This window comes from Paenibacillus sp. J22TS3, assembly GCF_018403205.1.
In the GTDB taxonomy this organism is placed as follows: Bacteria; Bacillota; Bacilli; order Paenibacillales; family Paenibacillaceae; genus Fontibacillus; species Fontibacillus tuaregi.
The window spans coordinates 285313-306209 of sequence record NZ_BOSF01000005.1 but is presented as its reverse complement, the minus strand read 5'-3'; the positions used below and the strand labels follow the sequence as shown (position 1 = coordinate 306209).

Here is a 20897-nt window from a genome sequence, read left to right as displayed (position 1 = left end):
GACTTAATACAAAGCCCTTTTTGAGGAAGGGCTTTTTTTACATTTTGAACAATGAAAGCGGGGGAAGATTCGAAATGATTACTTTAGGTGTGCTTGACCAGGTCTATATTTCTGAAGGTCACGGGGCGACAGAGGGATTACAGCAGTCCACCCGTCTCGTACAGGCAACAGAGGAGCTGGGCTATTCGCGGTTCTGGGTATCCGAGCATCATTCCATGCCAGCGCTGGCTTTCTCAAGCCCGGAGGTTCTGATTGCGCATCTGGCAGCAGCGACATCCCGGATTCGTGTAGGTTCCGGTGGAATTATGCTTCCCCACTACAGTGCATATAAAGTGGCCGAGAATTTCCGGCTGCTGGAGGCTCTTCACCCTGGCCGGATCGATCTCGGCCTAGGCCGTGCACCCGGCGGGATGCCGCTCGCAACAAGAGCGCTCCAGCAGGATAAATACGTGGACGTGAACAAATATCCACAGCAGGTACTGGATATCATCGGGTATTTGCACGGTTCACTGCCGAGCGGGCACCAATTTGAGAAGCTGGTGACCTCTCCGGTGATCCCGACCGCTCCCGAGATTTGGCTGCTTGGATCAAGCGGGGAGAGCGCCAGACTTGCTGCCATGCTCGGAACGTCCTATGCGTTCGCAGAGTTCTTCGGCACACCAGGTGGAGAGGCGGCAACGCGGTATTATAACGATCACTTCGAGCCAAATGAAGTGCTGCCAGATCATCCGCGATCGATGATTGCTACCTTGGCTATCTGTGCGGAGACCGAAGAGGAGGCGAACCGGCTGGCATTCAGCAGTGATTTGTTATTCTTAGGCATCCGAACAGGCCGGGAGGTTCCTTATCTGCCTTCCGTGAAGACCGCAGAGAATTACCCGTACACGGAAGCGGATCTGATGCATATCCAGGAGATTCGCAAACGGCGGATTATCGGCACGCCAGATCAGGTCAAAGACAGGCTGATTCAAATGAGCCAGGATTTCAGTGCCGGAGAGATTCTGATCACGAGTCCGATTTATGATGAAGAAGCCAGAATTCGTTCCTACCGGTTAATTGCGGAAGCGTTCGGGATGAAATAAAAGTGGAAAGAGCCGCTCAAATCATTGAGCGGCTCTGTTTTATATAGGTTAATAAAATCTGACCTGAAGCAATTGAACCTCTTACCGGAAGATCAGCTCTGGCACTGAGGCAATCATACGTTTTTTGATTTTCTCCCAAGGTTGAAGCGCCTTCTTGAATCTGTCTCTGGATTTCGACGAGCTCAAGGGAATGATCTTGAAATTACGGTGATTGCTATAGTAATTATATGTCGGTATGAATGAGGGATTCTTAAGCGTGATCTTTACCTTGCTGCCTATTACGGTCTTTACCACCTCGATTGCTCCTATTCCGCCGATTAAGCGGTCGATCTTCTCCTGCGCGGACAAAAAGTTTCCGAGGGAATACATGACATAGGTCTTGGTCCCATTCTTCCCCTGTACCCAGGCGGGCGGCTGAAGCACATGCGGGTGACTGCCAATGATGATCTGGACACCCATATCCGATAATTGCTCGGCCAACTTTCGTTGAGCGGAATTAGGCACAGCCTCATACTCGGTACCCCAGTGCATCGAGACTACAATGATGTCCGATAGCTTTTTTGCTTTGTCCACGTCGCGCTTAATCTTCTCCAAATCGATCAAGTTGACCAGGTATGGCTTCCCCTTAGGGACAGGAATGCCATTTGTACCGTAAGTGTACGCCAGGAAAGAAAATGTAATTTTGTTTCTCGTTAAGGTGCGAATGGTGCTTGCATCATCTTCAGACCGGAATGCGCCGGTATAAGGCATCTGCAATTTATCCCAATAGTTCAAAGCGCTGCGAACCGCTTTCTCTCCCCGGTCAAGCGTATGATTATTTGCAAGCGTAACAAGGTCCACACCAGCTGCCTTCAGGGCATCACCCACCTCATGAGGACTATTAAAGGAAGGATAGCTCGAAAGCCCGATTGCCGTTCCACCAATCATGGATTCCTGGTTCGCTACGAGAATATCCGGTTCCTGTGTCATCCTGGCTACTTCATCGAAGATAGGCTTGAAATCATATTTCCCTTTTGAGGTAACAGCATCTTTATAGACAGGACTATGAATTAATACATCTCCCACCGCAGCGAGGGTGACCCGGCTAATTACAGGTTGGCTGTTTAGGGGAAGTGGGCTGATTAATGAAGCCGGAAGGAATGGAGGCGGTACTCCGCTTTTTAAAGGATATCGACTTATGGGCTCCTTCTGGCGCTGGTTTGAATCCAAACCGGATGATGTCCCTCCAATAAAGCAGCATAGCAGTAGGAGCAGTCCGGCTGTATAGAAGGAGTAGAAGGAGGATCTAATTTTCAGACAGGCACCCCCTTGCTTAAGGTAATTTCGAGGCAATACCAAAGATTATGATGGAAGCAGGGAAAAGAGACATTCCGCCTGGAAATATAGAGGTTTTTTATTTGTGTATTGATAATATGTGGAAGGCATGATATAAATGAGATATGAAAGTGATATCACATTGATATGAAATTGAGAGTTGAATTCAAGGGGGAAATGGGAATGCAAGAGAAACAAGCGTTTCGCATTGGGGGTCTGTTAGCCGCGGTTATTCTGTTGGTGGTGGCGGCCGCAGGCGTGCTGTTAGTGATGAATGGACAGAAGGTGGGGGCCGTAGCGTTTGTCATCTCCGGTTTATTGGCATCCAGCTTTGTTATCGTGGGACCTAATGAATCTAAAGTCATCACCTTTTTGGGTAAATACGTAGGATCAATTAATGAAGCCGGGTTTTACTTCACAGTTCCTTTCTCGGCCCGGAAGACAGTTTCACTCAAAGTCATTAACTTTAATTCGGAGAAATTGAAGGTTAACGATGTTTCGGGCAATCCGATTGAAATTGCTGCTGTCATCGTGTACAAGGTGACGGATTCAGCGAAGGCTGCATTCGGCGTGGATTCCTATGACCGTTTTGTTCAAATTCAGAGCGAGACGGGACTTCGCCATATTGCCAGCAAATATCCTTATGATAATCATGATGTAGAGGGAGTACAGTCTCTCCGTGCCAACGCGGACGAGGTTGCGAATGAGCTTCGTATCGATCTGCAAGACCGTCTAAGTATCGCCGGGGTTGAGGTAATTGAAGCCAGATTGATGCATCTGGCCTATGCTCCGGAAATTGCTCAGGCCATGCTTCAGAGACAGCAGGCTTCAGCCATCCTCGCAGCGCGTAAAATTATCGTTGAAGGTGCTGTTGAGATGGTGAGGTCAACGATGGCCTCGATTGAACAAAGTGGTGTGGCAGAACTTGATGATGAGAAAAAAGCGCAGATGATTAACAATTTGATGGTAGCAATGGTTTCCGAACGGTCTGCCCAACCTATCATTAACACCGGAACTATTTATTAATGGCAAGAAAGAACTTCCCGCTTCGTCTCGATCCGAAGGTGTATGAAGCTCTTGAGAAATGGGCACAAGATGAGCTTCGTAGTGTTAATGCACAGATTGAAATCATTTTGCGCGAAGCACTCAAGCAAAAGGGACGAGATAAATAACTCTTGCGGCCGGTCATATCCGGGACCGCAAGGAGCACAGTTGAACCTTGGAGGTATAACCTTCAAGGTTTTTCTGATGATCTGCGAAATTAGCTATTGACAACTTTAGCTAAAATAAATAAACTAAAAACATCAAGTATCTTTAATTAAAGATTATTAAATTAAAAGTTTATTTCGCACAAGTTTAAAAACTGTTTTTAATGAGAAATTATCCGTAAACACATTTTAAAATCAAAAAAGAACGGAGCGGTTCAAATGATGAAGAATACAGCTGGGATTCACCATATTACGGCGATTGTAGGGGACCCTCAGGAAAACGTTGACTTCTATGCAGGCATACTAGGATTACGGATGGTCAAGCAAACTGTTAACTTTGATGATCCGGGAACCTATCACTTTTACTTTGGCAATGAGGGAGGTAAACCTGGAACCATCATCACCTTCTTCCCTTGGCCAGGTGCTTATCCAGGCAAAATTGGAGGAGGTCAAGTGGGTGTAACCTCTTATGCCATTCCTGTAGGTGCAATGGGCTTTTGGAAAGATCGGCTTAACAAGTTTAAAGTGCCTTTTACCGAACTGGAGCGGTTCGGGGAGCATTACCTCGAATTTGATGATCCTCACGGACTTCATGTGGAGCTTGTTGAGAGAGAATCCGGGGAAACAAACCATTGGTCATTTGGCGGGATTACTCCGGAAGTGGCAATCAAAGGCTTTGGCGGGGCAACGCTGTTGTCCACTCAACCTGCAGAAACCGCTAAATTGCTGGAGAAAGTAATGGGTCTTGAATTTGTTGCACAAGAAGGGGATATTGCGAGATATCGTTCTACCGCTGAAATCGGGAACATCATTGACTTGAAACTGTCTGCTGTAGAGCGCGGAGAAATGGGAGTTGGGACCGTTCACCATATTGCCTGGAGAGCAGCGGATGATCAGGACCAGTTGGAATGGCAGGACCTCGTTCATAGCCGTGGATATGGAGTAACACCGGTTCAGGACCGAAACTACTTTAATGCCATCTATTTTAGAGAACACGGTGAAATTCTGTTTGAGATTGCCACAGATCCACCAGGCTTTGCTCATGATGAATCGTTTGAAACGATGGGTAGTGATTTGAAGCTGCCTGCACAATATGAGCCGCATAGAGATAAAATTGAAAAGGTGCTGCTTCCTTTTAAAATAAGAGAGTTGGACTAATCCGGGTCCAGAAAGGGGATGAAGGGTTTGATTTCAATAGATCCAACAGAGCAAACCGAGAGGGAGAACTATAAGCTGCTGATCGGAAGTATAATTCCAAGACCGATTGCTTTTGTGACTACACACTCTGAAGATGGCGTTTTAAACGGCGCGCCCTTTAGTTATTTCAATGTTGTATCATCCAATCCTCCGATGGTCTCCTTATCTATTCAACATGCGGGAGACAAGCGCAAGGATACGGCAAGAAATATATTAGACAACAAAGAATTTATTGTTCATATTGTTGACCGCGAAAATGTGGAGCAGGTGAATCAAACTGCAGCTAACCTGCCTCCCGAACAAAGTGAAGTTTTTATGGCGGGATTTACTCCGGTCGATAGTTTAAACGTTGCGGTGCAAGGGGTTAAGGAAGCAAAGGTTCGGATGGAATGCATATTGGAACACCATGTTGAATTCCCAGGTTGTGACATGTTCATAGGAAAAGTGGTACAATTCCACTTGGATGATAGAATCTATGATCAGGGAAGAATTGACCCTGGTAAACTAGATGCAGTAAGCCGGTTAGCTGGAAGCAGCTATGCAACAATCGGAAAGCTATTTTCTATCGAAAGACCCCGCTAAGGGGGCATCGTAGTTAACTTATAGCTGTTTAGGAGAGGATTTATCCATGGAATTTAATCAAGTTGTTAATGAAAGACGCTCAGCGGTTAAGTTTATACCGGACACGATCATACCCCGGGATGAGCTTGAAGAAATGTTCAAATCGGTCAAATTGGCTCCGTCCGCGTTTAATCTTCAACACGCCGCATATGTTGTAGTGGACGATCCCGATCTTAAAGAGCAGCTGTATGAGGCGGCGAACAAGCAGTATAAGATCAAAACAGCATCGGCCGTGATTGTCGTGCTCGGTGATATGGATGCTTATAAGAACGTAGCGCAAATCAATGAAGGATTTCTAAATTTAGGATTTATGAATAAGCAAGAATATGATATGACCGTGGAATCGGTCACCCAATTCTATCTTGAACGCGGGGAAACCTTTATGCGTGAAGAGGCTATACGGAATGCAAGTCTGTCGGCTATGCTCTTTATGCTGATTGCCAAAGACAGAGGCTGGGATACATGCCCTATGATTGGTTATGATCCAGCAAAGATCGGGGAGATTATTAACCTGCCGGACCGGATGGTTCCAGCTATGCTGATAGCCATTGGCAAAGAGGATACTTCAAAGATACGTCCACGGGGATACCGTAAGCCAACCGGAGAGTTTGTCGTTTATAATGGCTTTTAAATAATCAGGAATAATTTGAAGAACATAACATTAGGGGAAACCGTGCGAGTAACCTCACCCATTTGGGGGAGGAGGTTACTTGCACGGTTCTTTTTTTTTATCTCAAAAGGGCCCACTTATTGAAGCACAATTTGGATTTTTAATCTCGTTCCTTGAGAAAAGGACAACGTTGGAAAAAAATGTTGACATCCATATAGTTAGGTGCCATACTATATTCATGAACAACGATTATTTACAAATGAATGACTTGAATGCTGTTCCTTCACTTGCACAATCGAAGCGCCAGATCGACCGCTATAACCTAGACGTAGATGCACAAGCCGTACTTGTTGCGTCCAGGCTAATGGCGGCAGGGACGAAGCTTGGACACGCTGCGGAGATCCATTTCTCCAGATTCGGTTTATCCACAGGGAGATATCGCTTATTGGCCGATTTGGAAGATCACGAAGGGGAACAACTACCATCACAGTTGGCGGAGCACTTAAGTGTTACTCGTGCTACGGTTACAGGGCTTATCGAGGTTCTGGAACGAGATGGACTCGTTTCACGGCGAGCCAGCTCAGTTGATGGACGACAAAAAGCGGTGATTCTGACCGAGAAGGGGGCAAAGAAGCTTCAAGAGATGGCTCACGAGCATTTTACCCGGTTAGAAGCGATGGTAAGCTTGCTAACTCTGGAAGAGCGCGGGGTCTTTCTCGATCTGTTAGGTCGCATTACACAAGGGATGTCAGCTCTAACAGACGAATAAAGCGTCATGTGAGAGAATAAATACGATCGTATGCATGAAGGTAGTTGGGGCTAGTTGGACTAGCCCATTTTAATCGCCATATAGTTAGGCGGCTAATTATATAAATGTAATTGCAGCCCTTTGATCAGGAGAGGATGGAAGAACGACTATGAACAAGATGAAAGATGCAGAAAAGTTGGGGACTCGTAAATTTGTGCTTTGGCGTGAAGTGGTGATGGCTTATGTATCTCCAGCCTTAATGGCAGGTATTGGAGGGCTGATTACTGGAGATAGGGGGCTTCAACTAGGGGCATTAACTACGATAGGGGGCACGTCAGCGTTAATAGCATTGATGCTTGGTCTTTGGCTCCGAACACGCGGAGGGTCTATGGATCAATCCTGGATGCTCAGAGCGCCTCACTTGCTCGTTGTTGTCATATTTGGATTGGGAGGGGGGATGTTAGGCCTGGTTGCAGCGTGGGCCATATCGGATTGCCTGAGCAGTATGATCTCAATCGGCCACATGGCCTGGGTTCAACGAATCCCGATTGATTTTCCGTTATCGGGAGTGATCGCAAGTGTAATCATAACGTGGCGGTGGCGAAAAGCTGTCAAATCGAATCGCCAAAACTAAGTATTCATACAAAGGAGAAGATGAAAATGATAGGAATTATTGGAGCAACAGGTACGATAGGAGAAGCCTTATTAAAGCGTTTGGTAGAGCTTGATGTGCCCGCCCGTGCGCTTAGCAGAGAACCAGAGAAGCTGCGGGCCCGACTTGGGGAGAAGGAGCGGTCTATGATTGAAGTAGCATCCGCTGATGCTGCCGAACCCGAATCACTGCGACAATCCTTAAAGGGAGTCAGCCAGCTCTTTATGGCCATGTCCAACAGCCCTAAACAAATCGAGCTTGAGACTTCGATCATCCAAATTGCTGTCGAATCCGGTGTTGAGCATCTTGTCAAAATCTCAAGTCCTGCTTTTGAGGAAAAAGCGCCTGTAGCTGTAGCTGGTTGGCACCAAGAAATTGAGCGCAATTTATCAGATTCTGGTCTCCAGTACACGGTGCTGCGTCCCTATGCTTTCATGCAAAACCTTCTGCGTTTCGCCCCTACTATAGCTGCCCAAAATGTTTTTTTCGGCTCCATGGGAGATTCCTCATGCAACTTCATTGACTGCCGCGATATCGCAGACGTTGCTGCAGAAGTTCTTACAAACCGTAAGTCATCTGGCCAAATCTACACGCTTACGGGCTCGGAGACCTTTAGCTATCCTCAGATTGCCAGCATGCTTACTGACTTACTAGAACGGCCAATCCGATACATCAACATTCCTTCTCAGGAATTATATCGGAATTTAATAGAACAAGGTCAACTGCCACCTTGGATCGCAAACCATGTCATTGAAATCCAAGCTATGGTAACCGTTATTCCGGAAAGACCTACGGACACGATTAGGCATTTGCTTAATCGAGAACCCCGTACGCTAGCAGCTTTTCTGCATGAGCATCAAGAAGCTTTCCGGTAACGGCTCAGTGTAATCAGTGCCGCAAAGCCTGCTGGTCACTTGTAAATTCAGTTAAAGGCCCATCAGCCCCAAAAACCACTGCCCTCCTCCTATTTGGAGGGGCAGTGGTTTTTAATGTTATCGCTGAAGCTTCTACTATGCGCTCCGCCATTCTCTCAGCAATAAATAGATCATATAAGGCCCACCTATCATAGCTGTGATCAGCCCACAGGGAATTTCCACCGGGGCAAGCACGGTCCGACCTGCAAAATCCGCGGCAAGCACCAAAAGTCCGCCCAGCAGGGCTGCCGTCGGAATCAGGATGGCATGCTTGTTGCCGACGAGAGTACGAGCAAGATGAGGGGCGACAAGGCCAACGAAGCCGATTGTGCCCGCCGTTGCCACGGAGGTTCCTGCCAGCGCAACGGCGATTCCGATCAGCACGGTGCGGCCGATGTGAACCCGGTAGCCAAGCCCGGAGGCGGCTGCATCGCCTAAGCCAAGCAGGTCAAGCTGCTTCGAGAATAACCATGCGAGCGGCAGGAAGACAACGACCCATGGCAGGTATGGCCAGAAGTGCTCCCAGCTTCGCCCGTACAAGCTGCCGGTCATCCAGATGGAGGCCTGTTGAACTAACCGGATATTACCTGACAGCGTAGCCACTGTGATGAGCCCTTGGCAAATGGCAGCGATGCCAATGCCCACCAGCACCATCCGGATCGGCGAGAGCCCTTGCTTCCAAGCCAGTCTGTAACTAAGAAGAGCAACTAATAGAGCACCTCCGAACGCCATCCATGGCAGCCAATCCAGAGGGACGTCCAGCCAGACAATACCCGCCACTGCTGTAAGTCCTGCCCCGGCATTCAAGCCTATCACCCCTGGAGAGGCGAGAGGATTCAAGGTAATTCCCTGAAGCAGCGTTCCCGCAACGGCCAACGAAGCTCCTACACCTAAACCGATCAATGTGCGGGGAAGACGCAGCGTATTAACGATAAAATCATGCTCCGGCAAGCCGATACCAAGCAAGGAGGCCAGCGTATCTTTTATGGAAATGGGGTATTCGCCTGTTCCAATCTGCAGCAATATCAGAAGACCCAGCAACAAGAGAAGCGGAATATGGATCAGTGGCAATATCTTGTTTGGTATCATCCGAGCCTCCACTCCTTCTTCCGTGCCAAATAAATAAAGAACGGTGCCCCCATGAAGATGGTCATGATACCAATGGGTACTTCACCAGGATGAATAATAATCTTTGAGGCCACATCCGCGAGCAGAAGAAGCGCGGCACCTAAGAGACTGGAGTGCAGCACGATCCACCGGTAATCAGTACCACATAACCCCCTTACCATATGAGGCACTGCAAAGCCGACAAAGGCTATAGGGCCTGAAATCGTCACACAGCTGGCAGACAAAAGAATGATGAGCACAAAAAGCAGCCTCTTCGTTGCCTCCGACTTCATACCAATTCCAACGGATACATCATCACCTAGCTGTAGCGCATTCATGCGCTTACCGAGAAGTAAGGCCCCAATCATCCCAATGAAGATAAAAGGCATCCCCTGAAACAGTTGAGGAAGGCCCTTGCCCGCTACCGAACCGGCCAGCCAGAATCGCATCTCATCAATGGAGCGCTCGTTCAATAACAGCACGCCCTGTGTTGTTGATCCAAGCATTAACGACACCGCTGTACCTGCCACAACCACCTTAAGTGGGGTGAGCCGTTTCCCGCCCACCGAGCTTAACAGGAGGATGAACCCAGCGGCTAAGGCTGCTCCCATGAAAGCAAAAGCATGGCTCACCCAAAGCGCAGAGCCAGGCAGCAGAAACAAGGATATAACGACAGCCAAGGCTGCTCCTTGATTAATACCCAATAGCTCCGGAGAGGCAAGTGGATTGCGGGTCAAGGCTTGCATGCACACGCCAGCAACAGCCATGCCTGCTCCAACGACAAGAGCAATGAGTGTGCGCGGAAGGCGTACAGATGAGATGATCAATTCATGATCAGAGGAGTGGGATCCGAATAAGGCTGACCACACGGTATCTATAGGAATCAGCAAGGATCCTGTTGAGAGGCTGGCTAGAAACAGAATGATTACAGTGAGGATACCCATAAGGAGTAGGGGGAATTGCTTTTTCATGATTCCTCCAAATAAGAAAGGATTGACATTACAGAGTTGGTAGATTTATACTTCTACTCAAATAAAGATAATGATAATCATTATCATTTATGCTCAACAATACATATCTTACCAAATGGGAGAGTGGAGTGTCAATGAAGAATCCTTACAGTAAAAAGAGGCGATTAGGTACGGCTTTACTAACCGTCGTACTAATGGTCAGCTGTCTGTTATCAGCCTGTTCGACTACGGGAACTAAAGGGAGTTCCGGAGCTCAGCAAGCCACACAGCCGTCCGGGCAAGCCTCAGCAGCACCGCACAAGATTATTATTAAACATGCTATGGAAGAGACAACGTTAGAGAGCACACCTGCGCGGATCGTTGTCCTTGATAATGGGGCACTGGATAATCTGCTGGCATTAGGGGTAAAGCCGGTTGGCGCGCCCACCGTTCAGCTTGAGCAGCCTTATCCTGATTACTTGAAGAATCAAACCGAAGGTATAACCAACATCGGTACGATTGATGAGCCGAATCTGGAGAGCATTGCGAAACTTAATCCCGATCTTATTCTAGGCAGTAAGGATACTCATGAGAAAATTTACAATAAGCTGAAGCAGCTCGCACCTACGGTGTACGTTGATACGATCGGCTACACGTGGAAAGAGAACCTCAAACTGCAAGCTCAAGCTGTAGGGAAGGAAGCGGAAGCAGCCAAGCTCTTAGACAGTTATGAGAACAGGCTGAAGGACTTCCGATCTCAGATGGGGGATAGGATCAGCACAACCAAGGTATCCATTCTCCGCCCAAGAGCGGATCATGTGCGCATTTATTTGAAAGAATCGTTCAGTGGAAGCATCGTGTCGGATGCAGGACTACAGCGTCCTGCTGCACAGCAGGGCACCGGATTGTCCGCCAATGCTGGGGAGGAGCAGATAGCAGACATGGCGGGTGACGTAATTCTGTGGTTTAGCCGGGATAAGGAGCATTTGTTGAGAACCAAACTGGTGAACAATCCGCTATGGTTGAAATTGGATGCAGTGCAATCCAATCAGGTTCATGAGGTCTCCGCAGAAACTTGGCTGAGCGGCCTCGGCATTCAGGCGGCCAATCTTGTTGTGGATGACTTGTTTAAGGTGCTGCTGAAGTCGAAGTAAAAAAGCGGATTTAACAGAATGGGGCTGACAGCTAAGGCTGCGGCCCTTTTTTTTCGGAGGGGTGGATTATGGATTATTGCCAGCGCATTACGATTGTTAGCCGAAACGGGTCTATCGAGGAGCAGCGGCAAATGGCGGAGCTGCGACAGCTCATCAAGGACAAACTGCAAACGGCAACTTGTGATACGGAGATACAGTGTTACTGGGAGCAGCGGCTGCAGGATTCAGCTGAGGAGAATTACGTCCAGTCGGAGGTACCGCTGCCTTTAAGCGGGCGGCAAAGGCAGATTGCCGAGCTGTTGTGTGCTCACCATTCCATCAAGAAAATCGCAGCCCAGCTCCATATCTCTGAACATACTGTAAAAAAACATATACAGAATATGAAAAAAGAGCTGCAGATCACGGGGAGCGGACTGGATTTTGTCTATGAGCTTCAGAAACGGTGGAAAGGAGGGAACTAATAACACATTTCTACTTCAATCGGAGTATAAAAACTATCTTTTTAGGTAATTTACATATTTTCCCTATCTCAGCTATGATATAACCGTTAGATGATAATGATTATCATTCTTATTACAAGAAGGAGGATCTCCGAATGGGAGTGACCGAATCAAATCTCTCCGGGCTTTGTGATGCTGACTTGATGGGGTACAAGCAGGGGCGTTCAAGCGATATACACGCATCGTTAGCAGATTGTATGGGTCAAACCCCGCTTGTGCGTTTAAGCAGAATGTTTCCAAATGAGCATCATCAGGTGTTCGGTAAGCTGGAATTCATGAATCCCGGTGGCAGCATGAAGGACCGGCCTGCCCGGTTCATTATTGAGCAGGCCTTCAGACAAGGCATTCTGCATGCCGACAGCCATATTATCGAAAGCACCTCCGGCAACTTGGGCATTGCGCTGGCGATGATGGGCTGTATTTACGGCTTGAAGGTTACCTGCGTGGTAGATCCAAATATAAGCCGTACGAATCTAAAAATCATACAGCTCATGGGGGCATCCGTTGAGATGGTTGAAGAGAAGGATGCGGCAGGGGGGTATCTGCTCACCAGAATAGAGCGGGTTCGCTCGCTCCTGCAGGAGATCCCCCACTCATACTGGATAAATCAATATGCGAACGAATGGAATTGGATGGCTCACTATCACGGGGCAGGTGATGAGATTGCGAAGGCAGTATCGAAGTTGGATGTGCTCGTAGCGGGAGTCAGCACCTCGGGAAGTATTATGGGAACAAGCCGGCGGCTCAGGGAAAAGTTTCCGAATCTTCTTGTTGTGGGCGTGGATGCGGTGGGTTCTGTCATATTCGAAGGGGGTCCCAAGGGGAAGCGTTCGCTGCCCGGAATTGGGGCAAGCCGGGTGCCAGAGCTGCTGAACCGCGAGGAAATTGACAGAGTGATTCATGTAAATGACTATGAATCGGCGAGAGCTTGCCGGGAACTGGTGCAGAAGGAAGGCATATTCGCTGGGGGTTCTTCCGGTTCGGTCGTAGCGGCCATTCAGAAGCTGCTCCCGGAGTTGGACAGTCCGTCACATATTGTGACGCTGCTGCCGGACCGGGGAGACCGGTATATGGATTTGGTATATGACGATACATGGCTGAGTGCAGTTAAGGAAAGGGTGGAAAGGTATGTCAATAACTGAAACAGTGAAGAAGCCAAAGCTAGGTACAATGCTTTATTTGAGCAGGCAGGATATTGCCGCCGCCGGAGGGGATCAGCCAGAGCTCTATGCGGATGTGATCGAAGAAGCGCTATCCCTTCACGCAGGGGGCATGTACGTTCAACCTTTGAAGCCATATCTAAGGGTGCCGGGGGAGGACGGTAAGGAGGGCCATATTGCCGACCGGATTATTGCTATGCCGTCTTATATAGGCGGAGAGTTGAATGTGTCGGGCTTGAAGTGGATCGGAAGCAAACACGATAATCCGGGTGCAAGGGGACTGGAGAGAGCGAGCGGAATCATCATATTGAACGATCCGGATACCAACTATCCGATTGCTCTGATGGAAGCAGCTCTCGTCAGCAGCATGCGGACGGCTGCCATCACCACCGTCGGGGTGAAGTATTTGGCCAAGAAAGGTTGGTCATCGCTAGCGGTCATTGGCTGTGGACTTATCGCTGGACGACAACTTCAATCGGTCTGCAAGCTGTTTCCGCAAGTGAAAGATGTTCACCTGTTCGATATTCACACGGCATCGGCACATCGGATGGTAAGTCTTCTTGTAGATCAGTTTCCTGGTGTAAATTGGCATGTGGAGCCATCCGCAGAGGCAGCGGTGCGATGTGGAGATGTGGTCATCCCCTGTACGGTAACGGACCAACCGTATATCAAGTTTGAATGGCTGCGCCCTGGTGCTTTTGTCAGCAATATTTCGATTATGGATCTGCACAAGGAAGTATTTCTCCAAGCAGACAAGGTTGTAGTCGATGACTGGGAGCAGTCCAACCGGGAAAAGAAAATTATACATCAGCTCGTTCAGCAGGGACAATTCTCGCGGGATCAACTTCATGCCGAGCTCGGCCAAATTGTTCGCGGGGACCGCGCGGGTCGAGAGCGGGACGATGAGATCATTGTGCTTAATCCAATGGGAATGGCATTGGAGGATATTGCTTGCGCTTACCGGATTTACGAGAGAGCCCAGGAGAAGGGCATCGGCTTAACACTACCGCTGTATGAATAGATGTGCTTGGCAGCATTGGTGTACTGTCAGCAGTAAGTGTCTTTGGCAGGGCTGTTGAAGACCAGGGTGGTTCCCGTTAGCCAGGTCACTGCTGCTGTGGCTGTCGGCGAAGAAGCTATCACGCAGAAGAAAGGATGCGAATTATGCAGGATAACAATACCGCCCTTCAGTACGCAGAGCAAGCTGCCAGCACGCGGCTGCTCAACTGCTATATAAGGGAGACTGAGACTCGACGTGAAATGAAGAATCCGTATGAACTGCATTTGGTTCGATCGGGCCGCTCCTTTCGTTTGAACTTAAGCTGCGTATCCTTAACTGGTCACCATCGTTATGTGTTTCCAATATGGGGAAAAGACGCAGGGGAAGAAGCTTTTCATGAGCTGCAATTCAGCGAGCTGCTCGACTACATCCTAGAAGAGTTAACGTTAGCCTCCAAAGAACCCATCAACAGAGCAAAAGAGATAAAACTTACATTGCAGAAGAAAGTTTTAAATAGTGTCCGGAAAACTGCACTTTATGTTCTGAATGGGGACAAGAGAGCTGCAAGCAAACCTGATTATGGTTACGTACGATCCGAACAGAGCTTATACTTCGGCCACCCGTTTCATCCTACACCCAAGAGTTCTGAGGGCTTCTCTCCAGATGATGTGGAACGGTATGCCCCAGAGCGGGGCACCGCCTTCCGGCTGGAATACTGGCTCGTTCATCCCGAGCTGTTCCAAGAGGATTGGTTGTCTGAGTCTACCTTTAAAATGACGTGGCTTGCTAAAGAGAAGGCTCTTGTTGCTGCGGCAGCTAAGGAGCATGAGAAGGAATACCGGCTGCTTCCGTGCCATCCGTGGCAGGCGGCTTATCTTAAGAAATCCCCTGCTGTGCAAGCGCTCAGCGAAGCAGGTAAGCTGCGATGGGTCGGCAGTTTGGAGAGTGAACCCGTGTACCCGACGGCGTCGGTTCGGACGGTCTGGTCACCGGAGCAGGGGCTCTTCTTGAAGCTGCCGCTGCATGTGCATATTACGAATTTTGTCCGCACAAATTCGCCGGACCAGTGCCGCAGATCCCTGGATGCGGCTCAAGTCTGGAAGGTTATCGGAGCTTCGTTTCGATGCGAGGGGTTTGGGATTCTGCAGGAGTTCGGCAGCTTGTCTATCCGGGATACTGGGCTAGCGGAGGAGACTGCGGTGCTGCTCCGTGAGAGTGTCGCTGGGCTGATCTCGCCACAGGAGCAATGGCATGTGGCCGCGACCATGCTTGAGGATGAGCTGGAGCAGCCGGTCTGGCTGCCGCCGACTGGGAAAAAGGCGAAGATATGGGTCGAAAGGTATACATCCATCTATTTATTCCCGGTGCTAAGGCTGTTTGCCGAAGAGGGCTACAGCTTGGAAGCTCATGTTCAGAATACGCTGATCTGTCTGGAGGATGGCTTGCCCGTGCACTGTCTGACACGTGATCTGGAGGGAGTAAGTATCTCCAGCAGGGTGGCGGAGGCGAAGGGCTGGGTCGATACCGTCATTCCAGCAAGCAGTCCGGTTCTGTACAACGAGGAGGAGGCATGGTTGCGGCTTCTGTATTATAACCTTACGAATCATATGAGTCATATGCTTGCTGCGGTCTCCCGCAGCTCAGGTGTGGATGAGGCGGTGCTTTGGGACATTTCCTTCCGCGTACTCTCAGACTATGCCGAACGAGGCAGCGACAGTGTGCGGTATTGGGTGAAAAGGTTAGCCGCAGCACCTACATTGCCTGCTAAGGCGAACCTGGTTAGTTGGTTTGCGTTCAAGGGAGATTCACCAGAATATGTCGATCTTCCGAATCCATTCTATCAAGCTGCGGTGGTAGAGTCATTTGCCGCAGGGGGAGAGAGGTGACCATCATATGGAGACAAATGGCACAAATTTAACAGCTGCCAGACGACGGGTTATAAGGCAGCTTATAGAGTCGATGCTGCATGAGGGTATTTTGGAGCAGAAACAGGTAAAAAACAGGATTCATGAGGGAACTGCTCCGGTTCCTGGCACGGAATGTCTATGGAGCTTGCTGGGAACAAGTAGGGATGGAAAAGTGGTAGAGTATCGGTTCCAAGCCTATGCGGCATACGGTTTCAACCGAATCCGTATCCTTACTCCGGTTATGAGAGTCGAGGAGAAGAACGGAGATATGGAGGGCTGCGAGGCCGTGTCCATACCTTTGATGCTAAGTGAGCTGCTGTCTGAAGAATTGCTCGTCTCCGAGGGCGAGAGGCTGGCCCATTTTATCAAAGAGCTGGAACATACGGTCCGGAATGATTCATTCCACCCGCTGCAGGAGACGAAGAGTGAGCACCGCTATACGCTAACTGAGCTGGAGGCGCTCACAAGCACTGGACACCCCTATCATCCAAGCTACAAATCCCGAATCGGCTTTAATTTGCAGGACCATCAAGACTATGCACCCGAGTTTGCCCCAATTATCCAATTGGAATGGATAGCTGTACACCGGTCCTATGCTGAAGCACACACATTAAGCACCATAAACTATGAAGAACTGGTTGAGGATCAGCTGGGGCCGGAATGCATGAGCAAGCTGTCAGAGCAGCTGCGTGCAGCAGGCAGGGATACAGAAAGCTATTTGCTTATTCCCGTGCATCCTTGGCAGTGGAAGAACGTCCTCTCTTATGCTACCGTCTCACTGCAGGAGCAAGGTATTCTAGTGCGGTTAGGTCCTGGTTCTGAGAGCTACCAGCCATTGCAATCCATTCGCACTTTGGCGAATGTGTCGGCTCCAGAGAAGCCGAACGTGAAGCTTTCGATTCAGATTATGAATACATCCGCTCTGCGGATCATCGGTCCGCATCATGTTCGCAACGCATCGGCCATCTCAGAGTGGCTGCACCAGATTTGGAGTGAGGATAAGTATCTTCGGGAACATTGCAGGGTGATCATACTACGCGAAATCGGCGGTTCAACCCTGGTTTATGAAGCTCTGCCCCTTCCACAGGAACGGCTGCTGAATGGATCGATGAGTGCGGTGTTCCGGGAGAGCATAGAGAGGATGATAGGCCCGGGAGAAGAAGCTGTGCCCTATACTTTGGTTACCCACCGGGATGCTGTTAATGGTAAGTCAGTGATCCAGCCATGGATCGAGCAGTACGGCCTTGAGACTTGGACTCGGAGGCTGCTCGAGGTGACGCTTCAGCCGCTGCTTCATCTGCTGTTCTGTTATGGGATCGGTCTTGAGGCGCATGGACAGAACATGGTGCTGCTGCATAAGAAAGGCTGGCCTGAACGCATTGCCCTAAGAGACTTGCCGGGCGGTACCTGTGCGGTTAAATCAGGGGAGCTTTTTCCGGCCCGGCCGGAGGTGCCGGAATTGGCTTGCAGGCAAGGGGATCCACAGCATCCGATCCTCGAGGAGGAACTAGAGGAAGTCCGGAATTACTGGATGGATGGGCTGCTTCACATTCAACTTTATGAGGTTGGCTTATTTCTATGGGAACAATTCAGGCTGCCTGAGGAGCAGTTCTGGGCATTCGCTGCACAAGAGATTCAGAAATACCAGCAGCGATTCCCCGATCAGGAACAGATATACCGCCTATTTAAACTGGATGCGGAGACGGTCACCGTGGGCCGGTTGACTGCCAGGAAAATATGGGGGGATGAGTCAGATCGGGAGCACCAGGTCCCGAATCCGTTAAGCCCATGGCTGAGACAGGATAAGAGGGTACAGGAGGGTGAGCATGCGTATGGAAGCTTGGGCTCACGCCGCTAAGGAATGGGCTGGAGCGAGTCGCAGACATAGCAGAACTTCTGTTGAGACTTCGGAGCCAGTATGTGCCTTCGTCTATGATCTGCAAGGATTGAGGAAGCACGTATCGGATACGGTAGGCAGGCTGCCAGCTTATTGCCGCATGTATTATGCAATGAAAGCCAACAGTGATGCCCGGTTGCTAACGATTATACGGCCTGGGGTACATGGCTTCGAGGCGGCTTCCATTGGAGAGGTTCGCAAGGCGCGGGAGGTGGATCCGGATGTGCCTGTTATTTTTGGCGGACCGGGAAAAACAGACGGGGAGCTCCAGCAAGCGCTTCTGTTTGGGGTTGAACGCATTCATGTGGAGAGCTTGCACGAGCTGCGGCGGCTCTGTTACTTCGCGGATACACTGGGCTTGGATGTAACAATCCTGCTAAGAGTCAACCTTCCTATTGAGCTGCCGCAGGCTACTCTGCAGATGGGAGGTCGCGCAACTCAATTCGGCATGCAGGAGAGTGAACTGCACGAGGCGGCAGCAATTCTTGCTGGGCAAAATCGTGTGCGGATGGCCGGATTTCATTTGCACAACATCTCCAATCAGCTTGATGCCAAGGCGCATTTGCAGCTGATGGAGCGGTATATCACCTGGTCCAGACAACAGAGGGAACAGTTCGGTCTCAGCAAGGTCATTGTCAACGCGGGCGGTGGAATTGGCGTCAACTACAAGCAGTTGGACCGCCAGTTTGATTGGTACAGGTTTACGGAAGGATTGAAGCGGATTGGCAGGGAGCATGCGGAAGGGGTACAGCTTGATTTCGAATGCGGGCGATATTTGACTGCCTTCTGCGGTGTATACGTGACCGAGGTGTTGGATATTAAGCGAAATTATAACAAGGCCTTTGCCATTCTTCGTGGAGGAACACAGCACTTCCGGCTGCCGGTATCCTGGAAGCATAACCATCCGTTCGAGGTGGTTCCTGTGGAATCGTGGCCGTTTCCGTTCCCCCGGCCGGGGATCGAGCATAAAAAGGTCACGCTGGTGGGTCAGCTCTGTACACCCAAAGATGTATTTGCTACAGACGAGCCTGTCCGCAGGCTTCAATGCGGTGATCTGGTCCTGTTCGTGCTGGCCGGTGCTTACGGCTGGACCATCTCACATCATGACTTCCTTAGCCATCCTCATCCTGACATGGTGTACTATTAGGTTCATAGAGCCGCCAGAGGTTTCTTATCTGGCGGTTCTTGCTGTCCCTTGGAAGAAACTTGGAGAGGCGGTTGGATTCTGTTCATTGCTGGTGAAATAGGGAACAGGTTGCGAGAGAACCACCGCAGGATGAAAAATCCAGCTTAGTGGTTCTTTTTTTCTCACAACTCCTATGCCATCATTATGGAGGGGGCGATGAAGAATGTTCCAGGATTTCAAAATGGTTGGCGACCGTCCTGTCGCCATACAAGTGAAAGAATATGTCAAACGACTAATTATAAAAAGTGCACTGCAGGCAGATCAGAAGCTGCCCTCCACACGGGAGATGAGCAGTCTTCTAAAGGTAAGCCGAAATACAGTTATAGCAGCTTACGAAGGTCTGGAGGATGACGGATTTACATACGCGGTTCCTGGTAAGGGCAGCTATGTAACGGCTGCGGTCGGCCAATTGGCCGCGGATCAAGCAGGTGCAGATGGCTCCGAAGCCTGGCGGATCGACTGGAAGGCGAGAATGAACGAGTATGCCGTATCGGCTGTGGACATGGATTTGATGAAGCAGGGCATTCGCGCTAAGAAAGGAACGATTTCATTTACAAGCATCGCTCCGGATGAGCATTTGTTTGACTTGGGAGATGTGAAGCGGGCGTTCCTGGACCGGATGGCCATTGAAGGACAGGTGCTGCTTAACTATGGCTATGCCAAGGGCTACAAGCCGTTGATAGAATACCTGATGCGTTATATGGAGAATAAGGGTGTCGACATCAGCGGCAAGGATATGCTCATTACAAGTGGATTTACAGAGGGCTTTGACATTGTGCTGTCAGCCCTTCGTCCTTCCACGCGCCGCGGTGCGGCAATTTGTGAGAATCCCACCCATCACACAGCAATCAAAAATTTGAAGCTGCAAGGTTTTGAAATTACCGGCATTCCAATGGAGCGCGATGGCATTGATGTGGAGCAGCTTGAGGCGGTATTGCAGAAGCAGCCAGACCACTTTGATCTGGCCTATTTAACGCCATCCTATCACAATCCTACCGGCATCGTGATGTCGCCGGCTAAGCGCAGTGCCATTATACAATTAATGATGCGTTATCAGATTCCGGTGATTGAGGATGGATTCAATGAGGAGCTGCGCTACTCCGGGGCGCACGTTGCACCATTAATAGCTACAGCGGGACAAGGGAACGGAGTAATTTATATCGGCAGCCTTTCTAAAGTTCTGTTCCCTGGCCTGCGTGTGGGCTGGGTGCTAGCAGACCGGTCGCTTATAGACAATCTGGAGAGTATTAAGCGTGCACGCACGATTCATACATCAACCTTTGACCAATCGATATTGTACCAGTATCTGCTTAACGGAAATTTCGATAAATATGTCAAAAAAGCACGTTTGGAATATAAGCGCAAATATGAACTGACAAAGGGTTGCTGCGAAGATTACCTTCCAGAGGCTGTACTCTCTGGTGACGGGGGGTTGCACTTGTTTCTTACCCTGCCGTCTCAAATTAATGCACGTCAGCTGTTGGAAGCCTGCACCGAACAGGGGGTTATTTTTACTCCGGGAGACAAGTTTTTTATTCAAGAAGGGGAAGGGACGAATACATTGCGGCTTGGGTTCTCACGGGTAACGGATGAGGATATCAAACGGGGTATCCAGATCATTGGCGAACAACTCCGGAGTCTCCCTAAGATATAGCCAATCTTTCCTAAACGTTATTGGTGATTTATTAAG

At 49.5% G+C, this 20897-nt stretch carries 20 protein-coding genes; 17 read left to right on the top strand and 3 right to left on the bottom strand.

The annotated features are described in order from the left end of the window. Window positions 1-74 precede the first annotated feature (74 nt). Entirely contained in the window at window positions 75-1082 is a 1008-nt protein-coding gene (locus tag KJS63_RS17610; protein WP_213620309.1) for an LLM class flavin-dependent oxidoreductase, read from the top strand. 81 nt (window positions 1083-1163) lie between these two features. Here the strand turns inward: KJS63_RS17610 and KJS63_RS17605 are convergent, their stop codons facing one another. Then, a complete protein-coding gene (locus tag KJS63_RS17605; RefSeq protein ID WP_244862665.1) occupies window positions 1164-2291 on the bottom strand; it encodes a CapA family protein in 1128 nt (375 codons plus the stop codon). A 288-nt stretch (window positions 2292-2579) separates the two neighbouring features. On the opposite strand from KJS63_RS17605, the gene KJS63_RS17600 reads away from it, so the two are divergent. From KJS63_RS17600 to KJS63_RS17565, 8 genes are all read left to right on the top strand, one after another. Next, window positions 2580-3422: an SPFH domain-containing protein gene (locus KJS63_RS17600; RefSeq protein ID WP_213620308.1), complete on the top strand. Its 843-nt coding sequence runs from the start codon at window positions 2580-2582 to the stop codon at window positions 3420-3422. Next, the gene (locus KJS63_RS17595) at window positions 3422-3568 is read left to right on the top strand and encodes a type II toxin-antitoxin system antitoxin (RefSeq protein ID WP_082926901.1); all 147 of its coding nucleotides are present in this window, start codon (window positions 3422-3424) and stop codon (window positions 3566-3568) included. Before KJS63_RS17600 ends, KJS63_RS17595 begins: the two co-directional genes overlap by 1 nt. A gap of 255 nt (window positions 3569-3823) precedes the next feature. After that, window positions 3824-4762 carry a ring-cleaving dioxygenase gene (locus KJS63_RS17590; RefSeq protein WP_213620307.1) on the top strand — a complete coding sequence of 313 codons (939 nt, stop codon included), beginning with the start codon at window positions 3824-3826 and terminating at the stop codon, window positions 4760-4762. A 27-nt stretch (window positions 4763-4789) separates the two neighbouring features. Continuing rightward, the gene (locus KJS63_RS17585; protein ID WP_213620306.1) at window positions 4790-5383 is read left to right on the top strand and encodes a flavin reductase family protein; all 594 of its coding nucleotides are present in this window, start codon (window positions 4790-4792) and stop codon (window positions 5381-5383) included. A gap of 46 nt (window positions 5384-5429) precedes the next feature. After that, the gene (locus tag KJS63_RS17580) at window positions 5430-6053 is read left to right on the top strand and encodes a nitroreductase family protein (protein ID WP_213620305.1); all 624 of its coding nucleotides are present in this window, start codon (window positions 5430-5432) and stop codon (window positions 6051-6053) included. Window positions 6054-6270: 217 nt separating this feature from the next. Next, on the top strand, window positions 6271-6801 hold the full coding sequence (locus tag KJS63_RS17575; protein ID WP_213620461.1) for a MarR family winged helix-turn-helix transcriptional regulator: 531 nt from the start codon (window positions 6271-6273) through the stop codon (window positions 6799-6801). A gap of 148 nt (window positions 6802-6949) precedes the next feature. Next, window positions 6950-7414 (top strand): hypothetical protein, encoded by a 465-nt coding sequence (locus tag KJS63_RS17570; protein ID WP_213620304.1) that lies wholly within the window; start codon window positions 6950-6952, stop codon window positions 7412-7414. 26 nt (window positions 7415-7440) lie between these two features. Continuing rightward, the gene (locus KJS63_RS17565) at window positions 7441-8307 is read left to right on the top strand and encodes an SDR family oxidoreductase (RefSeq protein WP_213620303.1); all 867 of its coding nucleotides are present in this window, start codon (window positions 7441-7443) and stop codon (window positions 8305-8307) included. A gap of 135 nt (window positions 8308-8442) precedes the next feature. On the opposite strand, the gene KJS63_RS17560 is transcribed toward KJS63_RS17565, so the two are convergent. Both KJS63_RS17560 and KJS63_RS17555 read right to left on the bottom strand, forming a co-directional pair. Next, window positions 8443-9435 (bottom strand): FecCD family ABC transporter permease, encoded by a 993-nt coding sequence (locus KJS63_RS17560; protein ID WP_213620302.1) that lies wholly within the window; start codon window positions 9433-9435, stop codon window positions 8443-8445. Continuing rightward, the gene (locus KJS63_RS17555) at window positions 9432-10424 is read right to left on the bottom strand and encodes a FecCD family ABC transporter permease (RefSeq protein ID WP_213620301.1); all 993 of its coding nucleotides are present in this window, start codon (window positions 10422-10424) and stop codon (window positions 9432-9434) included. Before KJS63_RS17555 ends, KJS63_RS17560 begins: the two co-directional genes overlap by 4 nt. Window positions 10425-10558: 134 nt before the next feature. Between KJS63_RS17555 and KJS63_RS17550 the strand changes: the two genes are divergently transcribed. The 8 genes from KJS63_RS17550 (at window position 10559) to KJS63_RS17515 (ending at window position 20861) form a co-directional block, all read left to right on the top strand. After that, the gene (locus KJS63_RS17550) at window positions 10559-11557 is read left to right on the top strand and encodes an ABC transporter substrate-binding protein (RefSeq protein ID WP_213620300.1); all 999 of its coding nucleotides are present in this window, start codon (window positions 10559-10561) and stop codon (window positions 11555-11557) included. Between the two features lie 68 nt (window positions 11558-11625). After that, window positions 11626-12018 (top strand): response regulator transcription factor, encoded by a 393-nt coding sequence (locus tag KJS63_RS17545; RefSeq protein WP_213620299.1) that lies wholly within the window; start codon window positions 11626-11628, stop codon window positions 12016-12018. Between the two features lie 182 nt (window positions 12019-12200). Further along, entirely contained in the window at window positions 12201-13199 is a 999-nt protein-coding gene (gene sbnA, locus KJS63_RS17540) for a 2,3-diaminopropionate biosynthesis protein SbnA (protein ID WP_213620460.1), read from the top strand. Between the two features lie 28 nt (window positions 13200-13227). Further along, window positions 13228-14238, top strand: a complete 1011-nt coding sequence (sbnB, locus tag KJS63_RS17535) for a 2,3-diaminopropionate biosynthesis protein SbnB (protein WP_213620459.1) — start codon at window positions 13228-13230, stop codon at window positions 14236-14238. Between the two features lie 143 nt (window positions 14239-14381). Continuing rightward, on the top strand, window positions 14382-16103 hold the full coding sequence (locus KJS63_RS17530) for an IucA/IucC family protein (protein ID WP_213620298.1): 1722 nt from the start codon (window positions 14382-14384) through the stop codon (window positions 16101-16103). 7 nt (window positions 16104-16110) lie between these two features. Then, entirely contained in the window at window positions 16111-17982 is a 1872-nt protein-coding gene (locus KJS63_RS17525) for an IucA/IucC family protein (RefSeq protein WP_213620297.1), read from the top strand. Next, window positions 17951-19168, top strand: coding sequence for a type III PLP-dependent enzyme (locus tag KJS63_RS17520; RefSeq protein WP_244862664.1), 1218 nt, complete (start codon window positions 17951-17953; stop codon window positions 19166-19168). The genes KJS63_RS17525 and KJS63_RS17520 overlap by 32 nt, the downstream gene beginning before the upstream one ends. 202 nt (window positions 19169-19370) lie before the next feature. Beyond that, window positions 19371-20861, top strand: coding sequence for an aminotransferase-like domain-containing protein (locus KJS63_RS17515; RefSeq protein WP_213620296.1), 1491 nt, complete (start codon window positions 19371-19373; stop codon window positions 20859-20861). Window positions 20862-20897 lie beyond the last annotated feature (36 nt).